Origin of the sequence: Marinobacterium halophilum, assembly GCF_003014615.1 — a bacterium.
GTDB classification, from domain to species: Bacteria; Pseudomonadota; Gammaproteobacteria; order Pseudomonadales; family Balneatricaceae; genus Marinobacterium; species Marinobacterium halophilum.
This window is the reverse complement of sequence record NZ_PYGI01000008.1, coordinates 18,563-34,194: the sequence shown is the minus strand read 5'-3', so window position 1 is coordinate 34,194 and position 15,632 is coordinate 18,563. Positions and strand designations below refer to the sequence as shown.

Genomic DNA, 15,632 nt, shown 5'->3' with positions numbered 1-15,632 from the left:
GCTGCTGTATGAGATAACCGAATAACGGGAGAAAACTAGATGGCGCGTGGTATCAACAAGGTAATTCTCATCGGCAACCTGGGCGGTGACCCGGAAGTGCGTTATATGCCCAACGGCAACGCCGTGACCAATGTCACCCTGGCAACCAGCGAGAGCTGGAAGGACAAGCAGACGGGTCAGATGCAGGAGCGTACCGAATGGCACCGGGTGGTGTTTTTCAACCGTTTGGCTGAAATCGCCGGTGAATACCTGCGTAAAGGCTCCAAAGTCTACCTGGAAGGTTCTCTGCGCACACGCAAGTGGCAGGGTCAGGATGGTCAGGATCGTTACACGACTGAAATCGTTGCCAGCGAAATGCAGATGCTGGATGGCCGTGGTGGCAATGACAACAGTGGTTACCAGCCGCAGCAGCAGGGCGGTGGTTATGCACAGCAGAACAATGATCCGATGGGGTATGGACAGCCGCAGCAGCAGTCTGCTCCCCAGCGCAAGCCGCAGCAGCCGCAGCAATCCCAGCAGCAGGCACCACAGCAGGCACCGCAGCAGCCGGCCGCGGGCTTTGACGACTTCGACGACGATATCCCGTTCTGAGCCATTTCCCGGGCGGTTAACGTTGAACAGTATCCAAGGCCACGTATTACGTGGCCTTTTTTATATCGCTTTGCCGCGCCTTGCTCCGGCTACTCTTCTGACTCCTCGCCGCGTTCAGGCGTCATTTGCATACTGAATTATCGTCGTTTACCAGCGGCATTTTTTTCAGCGTTGACGGGTGTGTGCCTGTCCGGTTTGGGGTATGCTCGAAGTTACCGCAACATGAATATTTCCTTTACTCAGTCGGACAGGTCAACAATCCAGGTATGGCAGCAAGCGCCTATACAACTTCAGCCAAGGTTCTTATTTTCGGAGCAGCCGGTCAGGTCGGACATGCGCTGTCGGAACTGTTGGATCAGGCTCCCGGCATCGAGCCGGTCGCTCTGAGCCGACGTCAGGCCGACATTACCGATGCGGCAGTCGTGCAGCAGCAACTGCAGAAACATCTGCCGGACTATGTCGTCAACTGTGCCGCCTATAACCGTGTCGATGCCGCCGAGCGACAGCAGGAACAGGCTTATGCCATCAATCGTGATGGCGCAGAGCAGCTGGCAAAGGCGTGCGCCGGGCTCAGTATTCCGTTGCTGCACCTGTCATCGGATTATGTGTTCGATGGGCATTATGCCAGTGGGTACAGTGAGGAAGATGAGGCGTCGCCGCTGGGTGTTTTCGGCAGCAGCAAGTGGCAGGGTGAAGAGGTGATTCGGGCCATTCAGCCGCAGCATCTTATTCTGCGGGTCAGTTGGATTTTCAGTACGCGGGGGGAAAACTACCTGCTGCGGACCCTGGAGCAGGCGCGGCATGAAGCCCTGATTGATGCGGCGGATGATCGCCGTGGCTGCCCGACATCCGCCGATGATGTGGCCCGTGTCGTGCTGGCGATTCTGCGGCAGCTGACCTGCGGCATTGACGTGTGGGGCACATATCATTACTGCGGTGCTGAAATCACTACGCGCTATGGCTTCAGTGAGGCGCTGATTGCGGCGGCCCGGCAGTATGAAGCGTTGAAGGTCGAACAGCTCAATGCAGTTGCCTCGGCCAACCTTTCGATACTGGCGCAGCGACCGGCATCGTCGGTACTCAAGTGCCGCAAGTTGCTGGACACCTTCGGGATTCGTCAACGTCCCTGGCGTAGCGAGTTGCAGCGCACCATCCGTGAATTCTATGGCGAACACTAGGTTCGCCATAGTTTCATCCTGTAATCAGAACACGCCGAGGGTCGGTGAGCGAGTCACGGCCACGCCGAGGACATAGCCGACACTCAGCAGTGCCGCGATCAGGGCCAGGCTTCGTCCCTGCAGTGTTCTGGCGCGTTTCAGTGCCATTGTCCCGAAACCGATATAGGCGACCAGACCCAGTACCTTGGCGGTCAGCCAATGGTGGGTCAGCGGGTATTGTGCGATGACCAGCATCAGACCGATCGCACTGAGCAACAGCAGCGTATCAATCACATGAGGCACAACTTTCAGCCAGCGGTTGTTGAGCGTGCGTGGCCAGGTGTACAGCAGGAAGGCGCGCAGCAGAAACAGCGTGATGCTGAGCGCAACCATCATCAGGTGGCTATGTTTCAAGATCATGTAGGTATTCAATGTGTGTCTAATCCTTTAACCGGGGTTGAGGGCGTGTGCGTATACTGAACCCAGACACTGCGTCGTGCAGTCGATCCGTATGCACGAACTATAACCGGCGAATGCGGTCTTTTGAATCATGAGCCTAACCGATACCCCATTGATTGACCGTTTTGGTCGTCATGTCCATTATCTGCGACTATCCGTGACCGATCGCTGTTGCTCTGTCTGGGCAATGAACATGCGGTGGATCTGCGTGCGGTGTTGCGCGCGCCCGGCAGCGATGCAGGGCAGGTACGCGATGCGATCATTGACGCCATGCAGCTCAAGCCCGAACGCCATCATTTTGATTTGAACGAAGCGCCGCAGATCCTGCGCTTCATGAATATGACCGGCGGCTAACGGCCACACCCATTCGACGACCCCGAGGACAACCGGTGAACGAACAGACACTGCAACCGCTGGGCATAGCGGTCCTGACCATCTACGATACCCGTATCCCCGCCACTGACCGTTCGGGCGACCTGTTGGTTGAACGCCTGCTGCAGGCCGCCCGAGAGGCGCACGCATGATGCCGCTATTACCGGTGGCAACAGCGTTGGAGCAACTGCTGGCGCTGATGCCGGTGCCGACAGAAACCGAGTGGCTGGCGCTGATTCCGGCAGGCAGTCGTGTTGAGCCGGGGCAACGGCTGGAATTCCTGCCGTTCAATCTGCTGTCAGCATGAGGCAGTATGCAAAAGGGGGCGGCAACAGGGTAAAATGGGTGTTTTTTCAGCAGCGATGAGGCTGATACCCGCGAATGAATGCACAGAGCCTGGCCCAAGACCCTTTCCAGTCGATCCGTCCCTATCGGGACAATGAAGTTGAAGCGGTGCTGCAGCGCCTGATTCGAGATGATGATTGCATCTCGGCCCTGACCCGTTACCAGTTCCCCAATGCGGCGGGTCCGCTGGGCTGGCTGTTGCGTCCGCTGGTGCGTATCGCCGTGGCAGCTCGGGTGGGTGATATCGAGGATGTACAGGGCTTCCAGTTGTTGGTAGCGAACTACATGCAGAAAATGATCGCGCGTACGACCACTCGGCTCAGCTGCTCCGGACTGGACCAGCTGGACCCGAACGAAGCCTACCTGTTCATCTCCAACCACCGTGATATCGCCATGGACCCGGCCTTCGTCAACTGGATGCGTTATCAGGCCGGCATGCCGACCGTACGTATCGCCATCGGTGATAACCTGCTGCGCAAACCCTATGTCTCCGACTTGATGCGGCTGAACAAAAGCTTCATTGTTAACCGTTCAGCCAAGGGGCGGGAGATGATGACCGCGCTGACGCAGCTGTCGGCCTACATCGATCACAGCGTGTGCGGCGGTCACTCAGTCTGGATCGCCCAGCGGGAAGGACGGGCCAAGGACGGCAACGACCGCACCGATCCGGCGTTGTTGAAAATGTGTTACATGTCGCACCGCAAGCAGCGTTCACTGTCGGAGATGGTTGAGCGGCTCAACATTGTTCCGGTCTCCATCTCCTACGAACTTGACCCCTGCGATGCGCTCAAGGCGCAGGAGTTGGCGGCGCTGGCGCTGCACGGCGGCTATGAAAAGTCCGAGTTTGAAGATATCAGCAGTATCGTGCGCGGCATTACCGGCAACAAGGGCGCAGTCCATGTTGCCTTCGGGACGCCGCTGCAGGGCGAGTTTGAGACGCCCGAGCTGCTGGCGGCCGAGATCGACCGTCAAATTCACCTGAATTATCGTCTGCATCCGACCAATCTGGCGGCCGCCGGTGAGCCCGTCAGTGCCGAGCAGCAGCAGATGTTCGATACGCGTTTGGCATCGGTAGATGCCGAGGCGCGTCCGTTCCTGCAGCAGATGTATGCCAACCCGGTCATTAATCAGCGCAAGGCTGAACAGGAGCAAGCATGAGCCAATTGACCCACCTCGATGCCAGCGGCCACGCCCGCATGGTTGATGTCAGTGACAAGGCGGTGACCGTGCGTGAAGCCCGAGCTGGTGGTTGGGTCGAGATGTTGCCGGCTACATTACAGTTGATCCTGGACGGCGGGCACCCCAAGGGTGATGTGTTGGCGGTCGCCCGCATCGCCGGCATTCAGGCGGCGAAGAAGACTCCCGATCTGATTCCGCTGTGCCATCCGCTGATGCTCAGTTCGGTCAAGGTCGAACTCCAGCCCGAGCCGGAGCATAACCGTGTGCGCATTGAGGCACGTTGCCGGTTGAGTGGTCAGACCGGTGTCGAAATGGAAGCCCTGACCGCAGTCAGTGTTGCTGCCCTGACCCTGTACGACATGTGCAAGGCGGTCGACAAGGGGATGCGTATCAGTGGCATAGAGCTGATCGAAAAGACCGGTGGCAAAAGCGGCGATTGGCACCGGGAGGAAAACGCATGAAGCTGGTGTATTTTGCCCGTATCCGTGAGCAGCTGGGCTGTGAGGAAGAGCAGCTGGCACTGCCCGCTGATGTCACTACGGTCGCCGAACTGGTCAACTGGCTGGGGCAGCAGCGCGGGGAGCCCTGGAAGAGCGTGTTGACGGCCCCGGATCTGATTTGTGCCTGCAATCAGGAGGTAGCCGGTCTGCAGAGCAAGGTCTCGGATGATGATGAGGTGGCATTCTTTCCACCGGTAACAGGAGGTTAAGATGAGAACACCCAAGGCTACGCCCATACTGTTTTTGCGTTCACTGGTGTTCTATGCCGGTTTCTATCCGGTGACCATCGTATTTTCGATCATCTGTCTTATCGTTGGCCCCTTGTTACCGTTCCGGGCGCGCTTTCGGTTTTTTACCCTGCTCAACGCGTTTGATATTGCCTGGTTGCGTATCTGCTGTGGGGTGAAGGTGAGCGTGACCGGGCGTGAACACCTGCCGACACAAGGCAGCTATGTCGTCATTGCCAACCATCAGAGCGAGTGGGAAACCCTGTATTTCCAATTGTTGATCGGGCCGCAGTCTGTCGTGCTCAAGCGTGAGTTGCTGCGCATTCCGCTGTTTGGTTGGGCGCTGGCGCTGCTCAAGCCGATCGCGCTGGACCGCAGCAAGCGCCGTGGTGCACTCAAGCAGTTGCTGGAGCAGGGCAAGGCCCGCTTGCAGGCCGGTATCCCGCTGTTGATTTTCCCGCAGGGGACGCGGCTGCCGGTGGGTAAACTGGGCAAATTGAACAAGGGCGGTGCCATGTTGGCGGTGAGCAGTGAGGTGCCGATCATCCCGGTTGCACACAATGCCGGCCTGTTCTGGCCCGGCAAGTCGTTCATCAAATATCCGGGTACGGTTGAAGTGGCGGTTGGACCGGCGGTTGATACCCGAGGTAAAACCGTAGAAGAGGTACATGAGGCCACGGCTGGCTGGCTGGAGCAGACCATGCGGGCGCAAGGCAGCCTGGATTGATCCTTACTCTGTTATAACAGGCACAAAAAACCCGCTTTGTAAGCGGGTTTTTTTATGGACGGGGCTAGCCTGACACTCAGCCGGTGTACTTCTCGAACACCAGTGTTGAGTTGGTGCCGCCGAAACCGAAGCTGTTGGACATGACGCGGTTGAGCTCGACGTCGTCCTTGCGTTCGGTCACAACCGGCAGACCGGCTGCTTCCGGGTCCAGTTCCTCGATATTGGCCGACGCGCAGATGAAGTTGTTCTGCTGCATCAGGATCGAGTAGATCGCTTCCTGTACGCCGGTAGCGCCCAGAGAGTGACCGGTCAATGACTTGGTGGAGCTGACCGGCGGCATTGAATCGCCAAAGGTCTGCTTCATCGCCTTCAGTTCCTGGATATCACCGGCCGGGGTGGAGGTGCCGTGCGAGTTGATATAGTCGATCGGGCCATCGACGGTGGCCATGGCCTGCTGCATGCAGCGGACCGCGCCTTCGCCGGACGGAGCGACCATGTCGTAACCGTCGGAAGTGGCACCGTAACCGGTCAGCTCGGCGTAGATCTTCGCGCCGCGCGCCTTGGCGTGTTCCAGCTCTTCCAGTACCAGCATGCCGGCACCGCCAGCGATGACAAAACCGTCACGGTTGGCGTCATAGGCACGGGAGGCTTTTTCCGGCGTCTCGTTGTACTTGCTGGACAGGGCGCCCATGGCGTCAAACATGACGCTCAGGGACCAGTGCAGCTCTTCACCGCCACCGGCAAAGACAACGTCCTGTTTGCCCAGCTGAATCTGCTCCATTGCGTTACCGATGCAGTGCGCGCTGGTGGCGCAGGCAGAGGTGATGGAGTAGTTCACGCCCTTGATCTTGAACGGGGTGGCCAGACAGGCTGAAACCGTTGAGCCCATGGTGCGGGTTACGCGGTAAGGACCGACACGACGGACGCCCTTGGTGCGCAGGATATCAGCCGTTTCAACGATATCGGCCGAGGAGGCACCACCGGAACCGGCGATCAGGCCGGTACGGACATTGGAAACCTGCTCTTCGCTCAGCTCGGAATCTTCGATTGCCTGCTTCATCGCCAGATAGGCATAAGCGGCAGCATTGCCCATGAAACGACGCAGCTTGCGGTCGATCAGGGAATCCAGATCGATATCAATGCTGCCCGCCACTTGGCTGCGGAAGCCGAGCTCTTTGTATTCCGGCTGAAACTTGATACCGGAGCGGCCCTGCTTCAGGGAGTCCAGAACAGTGTCCAGATCGTTGCCCAGGCAGGATACGATTCCCATACCGGTCACTACGACGCGTCGCATGTGTAGCCTCTCTTCAAATCATTCAACAAGGTTCAATCTTATTATAGGCAGCCTGCCGAGCTGGAAGTTCAGCTCAGAAGTTATCAGTCTGCTTGAACAGGCCGACGCGCAGATCCTTGGCGGTGTAGATGACGCGGCCATCCACTGCCAGGGTGCCGTCAGCGATGCCCATGACCAGCTTGCGCTCGATCACGCGCTTCAGCTCGATATGGTAGGTTACCTTGCTGGCGGTGGGCAGCACCTGACCGGTGAATTTTACTTCACCCGAACCCAGTGCGCGTCCGCGGCCTTCATTGCCGCGCCAGCCAAGGAAGAAACCAACCAGCTGCCACATGGCATCCAGACCCAGGCAGCCGGGCATGACTGGATCGCCGGGGAAATGGCAGTCGAAAAACCACAGGTCAGGACGGATATCCAGCTCGGCAATGATCTCGCCCTTGCCGTACTGGCCGCCATCGGCGTTGATGGTGATGATGCGATCCAGCATCAGCATATTACCGACCGGCAATTGTGCATTGCCCGGGCCGAACATTTCGCCGTGGCCGCACTCAAGCAGCGCTTCGCGTTCAAATGAGGAAGGTCGTGTCATAAGAAACCGTATATCCAGAGACATTTCATCAATATTTCGGCGATTATACCGTTTTGATGCCTTTCAGGCACGAGCTGAGTCATGTAATTTGCTCATCTATTAGCCTAAGTGAGGGGAGACAGTGATGGAGCATGCATTCTGGCACGCCCGCTGGCGGGAGGGACGCATCGGCTTCCACCAGTCCGGTATCAACCCCTGGCTGCAGCAATACTGGTCCCGTTTGGGGATTTCCAGGGATGCAGCGGTACTGGTGCCTTTGTGCGGAAAATCGAGTGATATGCTGTGGTTACGTGAGCAGGGACACCCGGTTGTCGGGGTTGAGCTGAGTGATCTGGCCTGTCGAGATTTCTTTGTTGAACATGGTACTCAGGTCACCCCTGTGGCGGTGCCGCAGGGGCATACCCGTGAGCGGGACGGCATTACCCTCTGGTGTGCAGATATTTTTGATCTGGGGCGTGAACATTGGGGTGACGTGGCCGCCGTGTATGATCGCGCTGCGCTGATTGCATTGCCGCCGGCGCAACGCCGGATGTACGCACAACACCTGAGTCAGCAGCTGACGGCGGGGGTCGAAATGTTGTTGGTGACGCTTGAGTTTACCGGCAGTGAGGGGCCACCGTTTCCCGTGCCGGAAGCTGAGGTACGGAAGCTGTTTGAACCGGCATTTACGGTGGTGCGCCTGGATCAGGCCGAGGCGGAAAACGGCCGCCGTGAAGTGGCGTACCACCTCACGCGGCAGGCAGCGGTTTAGCTGGTCCGTTCGAGTGCCTGTTCGGTCAGGGTGATCAGCGTATCGCGGAACGAGCTGGCAGGCAGCGCGTCCAGTACCTGTACGGCCTTGTCCAGTTCGGCCTGAGCCTGCTGGCGCGTATAGTCGATGGCTCCGGTGCGGTGAACAATATCCATCACCGGTTGCAGGTCGTCCAGGCCGCCTTCACGAATGGCGCGACGAATCAGTTTGCGCTCGTCGTCGGTGCCGACACGCATGGCGTAGATCAGCGGCAAGGTAGCTTTGCCTTCGGCCAGGTCATCACCGACATTTTTGCCCATGGTGGCGCTGTCGGACAGGTAATCCATAAGGTCGTCAACGATCTGGAACGCGATGCCCAGATACCGGCCGTACAGGCGCATGGCCTCCTGCTCGGCAGCCGGAGCCGTGGCCAGAATGGCTCCGACCTCGGTTGCGGCTTCAAACAGCATTGCGGTCTTGCCGAGGATTACCTGCATGTAGGAATCTTCGGTGATGTCCGGGTTACGCTGATTGAGCAGCTGTAGCACTTCACCTTCGGCGATCACGGTGGTGGCGTGGGAGATGACCTGCATGATTTCCATGCAGCCGATCTCGACCATTATTTGAAAGGCGCGTGAGTACAGGAAGTCGCCAACCAGTACGCTGGGGGCATTACCCCATTTGGCATTGGCGGTGGCGTTGCCACGACGCAGATCGGAGTTGTCCACAACATCGTCATGCAGCAGCGTGGCGGTGTGGATAAATTCAATGATTGCGGCCAGCGGAATATGCTGTTCACCCTTGTAACCACAGGCATTGGCACTGAGCAGAACCAACAGTGGGCGCAGGCGCTTGCCGCCCCCGGATACGATGTAATGCCCGATTTTTTCCACCAACGGGACATTGGAGCCCAAGTGGTTGAGGATGTAATCGGTAACGGCATCAAATTGCGGCTCAATCGCCGGGTTTAGCTGGTGTGGCTGCATCGACAGGGATCTGTATATGGACTGAACACCCGCCGCATGCTAGGCGGCGGCCAGCGGAGTGTCAAGTCGGGGCAACAGTGGCAGTGCAATATCGGTGCTTCAGGGGGTGAAAATACTTGCGGCGAGGGGGTCGCTTGCAGTAAAATTCCGCGCCTTAAACCTGTCCCAAAACGCTCCCTACCATAGGGTGCCAGAAATCGGTTGATTTCGGCCATTAGAAGTAGGTTTCGTATCCAGTAGCCGGGCAGGTGAAACCTTGGAGAAAAGCATGTTTGCAGTAATCGTAAGCGGCGGTAAGCAGTACCGTGTGCAGGAAGGACAGACACTGAAGCTGGAAAAACTGGCTGTTGAAGCCGGTTCCAACGTTGAGTTCGACCGCGTTTTGCTGGTTGGCAATGGCGATGACATCAAAGTCGGTGCGCCGGTTGTTGAAGGTGCTAAAGTGGCTGCAGAAGTCGTTTCTCACGGCCGTGGCGATAAAGTGACCATCATCAAGTTCCGTCGTCGTAAGCACCACATGAAGCGTCAGGGTCACCGTCAGTGGTTCACTGAAGTCAAGATCACTGGCATCAGTGCCTGAATAACCGAATTAGGAGTATTGAAGAATGGCTCATAAGAAAGCTGGCGGCTCAACGCGTAACGGCCGCGACTCGCAATCCAAGCGTCTGGGTGTAAAGCGCTTCGGTGGTCAGGCAGTTCTGGCTGGTAACATCCTGGTTCGTCAGCGTGGCACCAAGTTCCACGCCGGCACCAATGTTGGTCTGGGCAAGGACCACACCCTGTTCGCAACTGCCAATGGCGTTGTGAAGTTCGAGGTCAAAGGCCCGAACAACCGTAAATACGTGAGCATTGTTCCTGCATAAGCAGTGAGCGACACTTGCGTTAAAAAGCTCCGCCCAGGCGGAGCTTTTTTCGTTGTGAATTCGGTGTTCCCTGCAGCTATACGGCTGTCGGCGCCTGTTTTAGGGTGTATCCTCAGGGGCGCTCCCGGAATGAAATCAGTTGGAGGTAAAGATGAAATTTGTCGATGAAGCGACCATTACGGTGGAAGCTGGCAGGGGCGGTAATGGCTGTCTGAGCTTCCGACGTGAAAAGTATATTCCGAAGGGTGGCCCGGACGGTGGTGACGGTGGCGACGGCGGTTCCATCTATGTGGAAGCGGACGAGTCTCTGAACACGCTGATCGATTACCGCTTCACTCGGCGCTACGATGCGCAGAGCGGCAAGGGCGGTAGCAGTCGTAACTGTACCGGCCCCAAGGGTGAAGACCTGGTCTTGAAGGTGCCGGTCGGTACCACGGTGGTCGATATCGATACCAATGAGGTGTTGGCGGACCTGACCAAGATCGGTCAGCGCGAAAAAATCGCCCAGGGCGGTTGGCATGGTCTCGGCAATACTCGTTTCAAGAGCTCGGTTAACCGTGCGCCGCGCCAGACCACCAAGGGTAGTGACGGCGAGCTGCGTAACCTGCGTCTGGAGCTGAAGGTGTTGGCCGATGTGGGTCTGCTGGGGCTGCCGAATGCGGGCAAGTCGACACTGATCCGCTCGATCTCGGCCGCGCGGCCGAAAGTGGCGGACTACCCGTTCACCACGCTGGTGCCGAATCTGGGGGTGGTGCGTACCGAGGCGCATCGCAGCTTCGTGGTGGCCGATATTCCGGGCATCATCGAAGGTGCGGCTGAAGGTGCCGGTCTGGGTATCCGCTTTCTCAAGCATCTGGCGCGTAACCGTGTGTTGCTGCATCTAGTCGATATGGCGCCCTGGGGTGATACTACGCCGGCTGAAGCGGCGGTAACGGCTGTTAGCGAGCTGACAAAATTCAGTCAGACGTTGGCTGATCAGCCGCGTTGGCTGGTGCTGAACAAGCTCGACCTGCTGCCGGAAGAAGAGCGCGAAGCGGCGTGCGAAGCGGTGATCGTGGCGCTGAATTGGGAAGGCCCGGTCTACAAGGTATCGGCACTGAACAAGACAGGGCTGTCGCCGCTGGTGCATGATCTGCAGGATTATCTGGATGCGCGCAGTGCTGCCATCATAGAAAATCCCGAGCTGCTTGAGAAGGAGCGTGCAATCCGTGCGCTGGTGGACGAAGAGGCGCGTGAAAACCTGCGCCGTCTGCGAGCTGAAGCGCGTGCGCGTCGTGAAGCGGAAGATGATCTGGATGATGATGATTTCGATGACGATGATTACGACATCGAAGTGGAGTATGTGCGCTGACGGAGTACGAGCAAGGTGACAGCGGGACGTAAAAGCTTGGCCCAGTCGGGACGCTGGGTGGTCAAAATCGGCAGTGCGCTGCTGACCAATGATGGTCAGGGGTTGGATCAGATCGCTATCGCCGGCTGGGTTGATCAGCTGGTTGAGCTGACGCGGCGCGGTGTCGAAGTGGTGTTGGTGTCTTCAGGTTCGGTTGCGGAAGGGATGACCCGTCTGGGTTGGTCCGAGCGACCGCCTGAGGTGTACCGTCTGCAGGCGGCTGCCGCAGTGGGTCAAATGGGGCTGGTACAGGCCTATGAGACCAACTTCCGGCGTCATGGTTTGCATACGGCGCAGATTCTGCTGACCCATGACGACATGTCCAACCGCAAGCGTTACCTCAACGCCCGTGCCACCTTGCGCACCCTGATTGAGCTGGGTGTGGTGGCTGTGGTGAACGAGAACGACACTGTTGTGACCAGCGAGATCCGTTTCGGCGACAATGACACCCTGGGTGCTTTGGTGGCCAATGCGGTCGAGGCTGATGCGCTGATCCTGTTGACCGATCAGTCGGGTCTGTACACCGCTGATCCGCGCAGCAATCCTGATGCAGAGCTGATCCCTGAAGCGATGGCCGGTGATGAGCGTCTGGATGCGATGGCTGGTGGCGGTGGCAAGCTGGGTCGTGGTGGCATGGCGACCAAGGTGCGGGCGGCCAAGTTGGCGGCGCGTTCCGGTGCGGTGACCGTGATCGCCAGTGGGCGTGAGCCTGACGTGCTGTTGAAGCTGCATGCGGCCGAGTCTGTTGGTACGTTGCTGTTGCCGGAGCGTGAGCCGATGGCGGCACGCAAGCAGTGGATCGCTGGACATCTGCAGGCCCGTGGCACGCTGGTGCTGGATGTGGGTGCCGTGGCGGCTCTGGTCGAGCGGGGCAAGAGTTTGTTGCCGGCGGGTGTGCGTTCAGTCAGTGGTGACTTTTCCCGTGGCGAGATGGTGATCATGCTGGATGAGTATGGGCGTGTGATAGCGCGTGGTCTGGCCAATTATGGTGCGGAAGATGCGCGTCGGATCATTGGTCGTCCGAGCAGTGAGATTGAATCCCTGCTGGGCTTCATGGGAGAGGTGGAGCTGGTGCACCGGGATAATCTTGTGTTGGCGTAATTGAGTCGCCAGTAGAAACAAGAAACAAAAAAAACCGGCAGATGCCGGTTTTTTTTATGCACAAGGGCTGGGGCTTACGCCATAGCCTTGATGCGAGTCGTCAGGCGGCTCTTGGTGCGAGCAATCTTGTTCTTGTGGAAGATGCCCTTGGTTACCGAGCTGTCCATGATCGGCTGTGCGACCTTGAACGCTTCCTGAGCTGCAGCCTGGTCACCACTGTCGATAGCGGCGAAGACTTTTTTCATGTACGTGCGCGCCATGGAGCGCAGGCTAGCGTTGTGTTGACGACGCTTCTCCGCCTGGCGAGCGCGTTTTTTTGATCCTGCGGAATTAGCCACGATCCGGCTCCTTCAATGTTTAAGTTGATCAGATTACGACGATGCAATGCCGAAAATTAGACGCGACATTATTCATGTTCGTCGAGGATATGTCAACCAAATGACGGTGTTTGGACGCGAGACTTTGTCTGTTTTGTAATCAGGGCTATGATCGGCGCACATTTTACGGCGGGGCAGGAAAACGTGGTGGCGGAAGCGGCTAAAAGTTCGGGCAGCGGTTTGCTGCGTTCCAGCAGTGTGGTTGGCATCATGACGTTGTTGTCACGGGTGCTTGGATTGGTGCGTGATGTCGTGGTGGCGGGGTATTTTGGTGCCAGCGGCAGCGCCGATGCTTTTTTCGTGGCATTCAAGATCCCCAACTTTCTGCGGCGTCTGTTTGCCGAGGGTGCATTTGCCCAGGCCTTCGTGCCGGTATTGTCGGAATACCGCAGCCAACGCGATCTGGCTGCGGTACAACAGCTGATTCATCGGGTCGCCGGCGCACTGGGGTCGGTACTGGTGCTGGTCACGGTTGTCGCCGTGATTGGCGCGCCGTTGCTGGCGGCGGTATTTGCTCCCGGCTTTTACATGGCTGGCGGCGAAAAATTCGCCCTGGCTGCAGACATGCTGAGGATCACCTTTCCCTATTTGCTGCTGATTTCGCTGACGGCCTTTTGCGGCTCGATTCTCAACAGCTATGGGCGTTTTGCCATCCCGGCCTTTACCCCGGTGCTGCTGAATGTCTGCCTGATCGGCTCGGCGATCTGGCTCAGTCCGTTGCTGGAAACGCCGGTGATGGCGCTGGCCTGGGGGGTGTTGATGGCCGGTGGCGTCCAGCTGCTGTTCCAGTTGCCGTTTCTGGCGCGGCTGCGCCTGCTGCCGATTCCGCGTACCGACTTCAAGGATGAAGGCGTGCGCCGCATCCTCAAGCTGATGTTGCCGGCGCTGTTCGGAGTGTCGGTGGCGCAGATCAACCTGTTGCTGGATACGGTATTGGCGTCGTTCCTGCAAACCGGCAGCGTGTCATGGTTGTACTACTCCGACCGCCTGTCGGAATTGCCACTGGGCGTGTTTGGTATTGCCATCGCCACCGTGATCCTGCCCAGCCTGTCGCGCACGCATGCCGACAAGAGCCCGGAGCGGTTTGCGCGCACGCTGGATTGGGCCATCCGCATGATTCTGTTGATCGGCGTTCCGGCGGCGTTGGCGCTGGTACTGCTGGCAGAACCATTGATTGCGACCCTGTTCCACTACGGCCAGATGACCGACCGTGATGTGTTGATGGCGGCGATGAGTCTGCGTGCCTATGCCTTCGGCCTGCTGGCCTTCATGCTGATCAAGGTGCTGGCACCGGGCTATTTCGCCCGTCAGGATACGAAAACGCCGGTGAAAATTGCGGTCAAGGCGATGATTGCCAACATGGTGTTCAACCTGATTCTGGTGTGGCCGCTGGATCATGCCGGACTGGCGCTGGCAACCTCGTTGTCGGCGTTCCTCAACGCGGGTTGGTTGTTGCACGGTCTGCTCAAGGAAGGCGTGTTCCGCTGGCAGCCGGGCTGGGGCGCGATGTTGTTGCGGCTGGTCAGTGCGGCGCTGGCACTGGTCGTCACGCTGCTGTTGATCCAGCAGCAATTGGGCGACTGGCTGCGGGCCGACGTCTGGCAGCGGGTGCAGTGGATGGCATTGCTGGTGGGTGCGGGCGGAGGCGTTTATCTGCTGACGCTGGCGGTTACGGGCTTGCGCGTGCGTCACCTGCGCAGCTGAACACTTTCTGAGCGGTACTCGCCATCGCCAGAGTGCGTTATACTGCGCACCCCATATTCTGGCGCAGGCTCGGCAACTGCATGGAACTGATACGAGGCTTACACAATTTGCGTGACCGACACCGTGGCTGCGTTGCCACGATCGGTAATTTCGATGGTGTGCATCAGGGGCACTCCCGAGTGCTGGCGCAGGTCAAGGCCAAGGCGGCTGCACTGGGACTGCCCAGTGTGGTGATCATCTTCGAACCGCAACCGCGTGAGTTCTTCGGCGGTGACAGCATTCCGCCACGGCTGACCCGGTTTGACGAAAAGGTCCGCCTGTTGGCGGCTCAGGGCGTCGACCGCGTGCTGTGCCTGACCTTCAACGCCCGCCTGCGCAGCATGTCGGCGGAAGCCTTTATCGACGAGCTGCTGCTGCAGGGACTGGCGGTGAAGCATTTTGTGGTGGGTGACGATTTCCGCTTCGGCTGTGACCGTCGTGGTGACTTCGCCATGCTCTGTGAAGCTGGCGAGCGTCATGGCTTCAGCGTTGAGAACACCACTACCTTCATGCTGGCTGGAGAGCGGGTCAGCAGTACCCGTATCCGTACAGCACTGCAGCAGAATGACTTTGCTCTTGCCGAACGGCTGCTGGGCTGGCGCTATGCCGTGACCGGACGCGTCATGCACGGACAGAAACTGGGCCGCCAGCTCGGCGTACCGACTGCCAACGTGCGCATGCACCGCTATGCTTGCCCGTTGCGCGGCGTGTTTGCCGTGCATGCCCATTTCGACGGCCAACGCCTGCAGGGCGTGTGCAATGTCGGCATGCGCCCGACGGTGCATGGTCGTCAACCGGTGCTGGAGGTTCATTTGCTGGATTACAGCGGTGAGGAGATCTATGGCCGCTTGATGCGGGTCGAATTTCTCCAGTTTATCCGCACCGAGCGTGCCTTCGACGGGCTGGAAGCGCTCAAAACTCAGATTGAAGCCGATATTGAACATGTCCGCGCCTGGTTCAGCCAGGCGGGCCGGGACTGACCTTACCTCTGGAAGCGACCTG

At 58.5% G+C, this 15,632-nt stretch carries 21 protein-coding genes; 16 read left to right on the top strand and 5 right to left on the bottom strand.

What is annotated here, in order from left to right; genetic code table 11:
- Positions 1-39: 39 nt before the first annotated feature.
- Together ssb and rfbD are read left to right on the top strand one after the other, a co-directional pair.
- A complete protein-coding gene (gene ssb / locus CLV44_RS06925) occupies positions 40-591 on the top strand; it encodes a single-stranded DNA-binding protein (RefSeq protein WP_106591393.1) in 552 nt (183 codons plus the stop codon).
- A gap of 266 nt (positions 592-857) precedes the next feature.
- A complete protein-coding gene (rfbD, locus tag CLV44_RS06920; protein WP_106591392.1) occupies positions 858-1,769 on the top strand; it encodes a dTDP-4-dehydrorhamnose reductase in 912 nt (303 codons plus the stop codon).
- Between the two features lie 24 nt (positions 1,770-1,793).
- Here rfbD and CLV44_RS06915 read toward each other — a convergent pair whose 3' ends face one another.
- Positions 1,794-2,168, bottom strand: a complete 375-nt coding sequence (locus tag CLV44_RS06915; protein WP_245912629.1) for a SirB2 family protein — start codon at positions 2,166-2,168, stop codon at positions 1,794-1,796.
- A gap of 237 nt (positions 2,169-2,405) precedes the next feature.
- Between CLV44_RS06915 and CLV44_RS06910 the strand changes: the two genes are divergently transcribed.
- From CLV44_RS06910 to CLV44_RS06885, 7 genes are all read left to right on the top strand, one after another.
- Positions 2,406-2,561: a hypothetical protein gene (locus tag CLV44_RS06910; RefSeq protein ID WP_425436406.1), complete on the top strand. Its 156-nt coding sequence runs from the start codon at positions 2,406-2,408 to the stop codon at positions 2,559-2,561.
- Between the two features lie 35 nt (positions 2,562-2,596).
- A complete protein-coding gene (locus CLV44_RS17625; RefSeq protein ID WP_281257813.1) occupies positions 2,597-2,731 on the top strand; it encodes a hypothetical protein in 135 nt (44 codons plus the stop codon).
- The gene (locus tag CLV44_RS17315) at positions 2,728-2,886 is read left to right on the top strand and encodes a hypothetical protein (RefSeq protein WP_170069287.1); all 159 of its coding nucleotides are present in this window, start codon (positions 2,728-2,730) and stop codon (positions 2,884-2,886) included. The genes CLV44_RS17625 and CLV44_RS17315 overlap by 4 nt, the downstream gene beginning before the upstream one ends.
- A gap of 74 nt (positions 2,887-2,960) precedes the next feature.
- Positions 2,961-4,082, top strand: coding sequence for a 1-acyl-sn-glycerol-3-phosphate acyltransferase (locus CLV44_RS06900; protein WP_106591389.1), 1,122 nt, complete (start codon positions 2,961-2,963; stop codon positions 4,080-4,082).
- On the top strand, positions 4,079-4,564 hold the full coding sequence (gene moaC / locus CLV44_RS06895) for a cyclic pyranopterin monophosphate synthase MoaC (protein WP_106591388.1): 486 nt from the start codon (positions 4,079-4,081) through the stop codon (positions 4,562-4,564). Before CLV44_RS06900 ends, moaC begins: the two co-directional genes overlap by 4 nt.
- Positions 4,561-4,812: a molybdopterin converting factor subunit 1 gene (gene moaD / locus CLV44_RS06890; protein ID WP_106591387.1), complete on the top strand. Its 252-nt coding sequence runs from the start codon at positions 4,561-4,563 to the stop codon at positions 4,810-4,812. The genes moaC and moaD overlap by 4 nt, the downstream gene beginning before the upstream one ends.
- A 1-nt stretch (position 4,813) precedes the next feature.
- Entirely contained in the window at positions 4,814-5,557 is a 744-nt protein-coding gene (locus CLV44_RS06885; protein ID WP_106591386.1) for a lysophospholipid acyltransferase family protein, read from the top strand.
- 76 nt (positions 5,558-5,633) lie between these two features.
- Here the strand turns inward: CLV44_RS06885 and fabB are convergent, their stop codons facing one another.
- The gene (gene fabB / locus CLV44_RS06880; RefSeq protein ID WP_106591385.1) at positions 5,634-6,851 is read right to left on the bottom strand and encodes a beta-ketoacyl-ACP synthase I; all 1,218 of its coding nucleotides are present in this window, start codon (positions 6,849-6,851) and stop codon (positions 5,634-5,636) included.
- Between the two features lie 73 nt (positions 6,852-6,924).
- A complete protein-coding gene (fabA, locus tag CLV44_RS06875; protein ID WP_106591384.1) occupies positions 6,925-7,440 on the bottom strand; it encodes a 3-hydroxyacyl-[acyl-carrier-protein] dehydratase FabA in 516 nt (171 codons plus the stop codon).
- 124 nt (positions 7,441-7,564) lie between these two features.
- Between fabA and tmpT the strand changes: the two genes are divergently transcribed.
- Entirely contained in the window at positions 7,565-8,191 is a 627-nt protein-coding gene (gene tmpT, locus CLV44_RS06870) for a thiopurine S-methyltransferase (protein WP_106591383.1), read from the top strand.
- Here the strand turns inward: tmpT and ispB are convergent.
- Complete coding sequence (ispB, locus tag CLV44_RS06865; RefSeq protein ID WP_106591382.1) at positions 8,188-9,156, bottom strand: octaprenyl diphosphate synthase; 969 nt, start codon at positions 9,154-9,156, stop codon at positions 8,188-8,190. The genes tmpT and ispB overlap by 4 nt on opposite strands.
- Before the next feature lie 268 nt (positions 9,157-9,424).
- Here ispB and rplU point away from each other — a divergent pair, with 268 nt between their 5' ends.
- The 4 genes from rplU to proB all read left to right on the top strand — a co-directional run bounded on the left by rplU (position 9,425) and on the right by proB (position 12,510).
- Positions 9,425-9,736, top strand: a complete 312-nt coding sequence (gene rplU, locus CLV44_RS06860) for a 50S ribosomal protein L21 (RefSeq protein ID WP_106591381.1) — start codon at positions 9,425-9,427, stop codon at positions 9,734-9,736.
- Positions 9,737-9,761: 25 nt separating this feature from the next.
- Positions 9,762-10,019, top strand: coding sequence for a 50S ribosomal protein L27 (rpmA, locus tag CLV44_RS06855; protein WP_106591380.1), 258 nt, complete (start codon positions 9,762-9,764; stop codon positions 10,017-10,019).
- A gap of 151 nt (positions 10,020-10,170) precedes the next feature.
- Entirely contained in the window at positions 10,171-11,370 is a 1,200-nt protein-coding gene (cgtA, locus tag CLV44_RS06850) for an Obg family GTPase CgtA (protein ID WP_106591379.1), read from the top strand.
- A gap of 15 nt (positions 11,371-11,385) precedes the next feature.
- Positions 11,386-12,510, top strand: coding sequence for a glutamate 5-kinase (gene proB / locus CLV44_RS06845; protein WP_106591378.1), 1,125 nt, complete (start codon positions 11,386-11,388; stop codon positions 12,508-12,510).
- A gap of 74 nt (positions 12,511-12,584) precedes the next feature.
- Here proB and rpsT read toward each other — a convergent pair whose 3' ends face one another.
- Complete coding sequence (gene rpsT / locus CLV44_RS06840; protein ID WP_106591377.1) at positions 12,585-12,848, bottom strand: 30S ribosomal protein S20; 264 nt, start codon at positions 12,846-12,848, stop codon at positions 12,585-12,587.
- A gap of 147 nt (positions 12,849-12,995) precedes the next feature.
- On the opposite strand from rpsT, the gene murJ reads away from it, so the two are divergent.
- Both murJ and ribF read left to right on the top strand, forming a co-directional pair.
- Positions 12,996-14,591: a murein biosynthesis integral membrane protein MurJ gene (murJ, locus tag CLV44_RS06835; protein ID WP_106591376.1), complete on the top strand. Its 1,596-nt coding sequence runs from the start codon at positions 12,996-12,998 to the stop codon at positions 14,589-14,591.
- An 80-nt stretch (positions 14,592-14,671) separates the two neighbouring features.
- Positions 14,672-15,610, top strand: coding sequence for a bifunctional riboflavin kinase/FAD synthetase (gene ribF / locus CLV44_RS06830; RefSeq protein ID WP_106591375.1), 939 nt, complete (start codon positions 14,672-14,674; stop codon positions 15,608-15,610).
- Positions 15,611-15,632: the final 22 nt, after the last annotated feature.

What these genes read in the sequence shown, in the direction of transcription:
- fabB (WP_106591385.1), bottom strand. Translation starts at nt 6,851, where the DNA reads ATGCGACGCGTCGTAGTGACCGGTATGGGAATCGTATCCTGCCTGGGC.
- CLV44_RS17315 (WP_170069287.1), top strand. Translation starts at nt 2,728, where the DNA reads ATGATGCCGCTATTACCGGTGGCAACAGCGTTGGAGCAACTGCTGGCG.
- ispB (WP_106591382.1), bottom strand. Translation starts at nt 9,156, where the DNA reads ATGCAGCCACACCAGCTAAACCCGGCGATTGAGCCGCAATTTGATGCC.
- tmpT (WP_106591383.1), top strand. Translation starts at nt 7,565, where the DNA reads ATGGAGCATGCATTCTGGCACGCCCGCTGGCGGGAGGGACGCATCGGC.
- murJ (WP_106591376.1), top strand. Translation starts at nt 12,996, where the DNA reads ATGATCGGCGCACATTTTACGGCGGGGCAGGAAAACGTGGTGGCGGAA.
- moaC (WP_106591388.1), top strand. Translation starts at nt 4,079, where the DNA reads ATGAGCCAATTGACCCACCTCGATGCCAGCGGCCACGCCCGCATGGTT.
- CLV44_RS06900 (WP_106591389.1), top strand. Translation starts at nt 2,961, where the DNA reads ATGAATGCACAGAGCCTGGCCCAAGACCCTTTCCAGTCGATCCGTCCC.
- CLV44_RS06885 (WP_106591386.1), top strand. Translation starts at nt 4,814, where the DNA reads ATGAGAACACCCAAGGCTACGCCCATACTGTTTTTGCGTTCACTGGTG.
- rfbD (WP_106591392.1), top strand. Translation starts at nt 858, where the DNA reads ATGGCAGCAAGCGCCTATACAACTTCAGCCAAGGTTCTTATTTTCGGA.
- rplU (WP_106591381.1), top strand. Translation starts at nt 9,425, where the DNA reads ATGTTTGCAGTAATCGTAAGCGGCGGTAAGCAGTACCGTGTGCAGGAA.
- ssb (WP_106591393.1), top strand. Translation starts at nt 40, where the DNA reads ATGGCGCGTGGTATCAACAAGGTAATTCTCATCGGCAACCTGGGCGGT.
- CLV44_RS06915 (WP_245912629.1), bottom strand. Translation starts at nt 2,168, where the DNA reads ATGATCTTGAAACATAGCCACCTGATGATGGTTGCGCTCAGCATCACG.
- moaD (WP_106591387.1), top strand. Translation starts at nt 4,561, where the DNA reads ATGAAGCTGGTGTATTTTGCCCGTATCCGTGAGCAGCTGGGCTGTGAG.
- fabA (WP_106591384.1), bottom strand. Translation starts at nt 7,440, where the DNA reads ATGACACGACCTTCCTCATTTGAACGCGAAGCGCTGCTTGAGTGCGGC.
- rpmA (WP_106591380.1), top strand. Translation starts at nt 9,762, where the DNA reads ATGGCTCATAAGAAAGCTGGCGGCTCAACGCGTAACGGCCGCGACTCG.
- cgtA (WP_106591379.1), top strand. Translation starts at nt 10,171, where the DNA reads ATGAAATTTGTCGATGAAGCGACCATTACGGTGGAAGCTGGCAGGGGC.
- ribF (WP_106591375.1), top strand. Translation starts at nt 14,672, where the DNA reads ATGGAACTGATACGAGGCTTACACAATTTGCGTGACCGACACCGTGGC.